A 1027-nucleotide genomic window follows, 5' to 3' on the forward strand; every position below is an offset into this window, starting at 1 on the left:
AATGCTCAGCCAAGCCTATACGTCTGGAATGCAAAAGGTGAAGACATCTTGCGCAAGATCCAGCGTGCGCGAGAGGCGATGGCATCACAGTCCAAAGAGAACGTTTTTTCTGAGACAGCACACTAGATCGCTGCCATGGTACGGAAAAAGAACCTCGATAGCTGGCACCCATAAGTGCATAGCACTGCCAACATCCTCGGCAACTATGAAATCTTGAACTTGAGCGGTGGTGGAATAACCGAAGCTTTCCTGAATGTCTCGCTGTGAGCCTATATCTCGCTTATTGACGACGAGCTTTTGCGGAAAGTGCGCCGCAGCATGCCGCTCCAAGGCTTCGCAGAGAGCCCCACAAGTCGCCTCGAGCAGTGTGAAGCCCTTTCCTGTGGTCGCACTGACTTGCCCTTTGACAACGTTTGTACGGACGGCCTGCACCAGCCTTAACCCTACTGGGTTGAAATCGCTGATATCAGAAATTCTCGATATATCCAGTCTGTGACGTTCGGGCAGAATCTTGTTGAGTACTTCCCTTGGACTAAATCGCCGGATGATCATCGCGCGCCCATCCCTGATTTGCATGCATTGAAGACACGAAGGCGCACATAGCGACTCAGTTCTGTCAGTAAATCATCTTCAACTTGCGTACCGCATTGGGTACAGAGCTCACCAACCGACTTAACGCCATCAATTTTTAGCAGTAGACGCGCCAAATGTTGAGGGACTCGCCTCGTCCTACCCTGGCCACTTACTTTTAGATCGCACTTAATGTCTTGGCCGTCATTGCTCACCTCCAACAAGACTCCTGGGGCAAACTGTAGGATTGTCTCAGCACTCACTAACACATCAAGGTCGGTGTTGACCTCAACTAAGTAGTCGCCGAATACGACACCATCCAGTTGCGTGCTAAGGAGACGCTGAACAATTAACCCGTTCGCACCGCCCCCATTGCCAAGCCGGTTTTTTTCAACCTGCCGGCCTTATTTTGCATTTCCAGGGCCGATTTTCGCCCTCATTTTGCTGATTTTCGGGT

Annotated in this window: 1 pseudogene; it reads left to right on the forward strand. The window is 50.9% G+C overall.

Going from position 1 to position 1027, the window contains the following annotated elements:
- Positions 1-126: pseudogene (locus ACZYSM_RS29185) on the forward strand (IS630 family transposase); the annotation flags it as partial.
- Positions 127-1027 lie beyond the last annotated feature (901 nt).

The sequence above is a fragment of the Pseudomonas sp. F220 genome, from assembly GCF_057813935.1.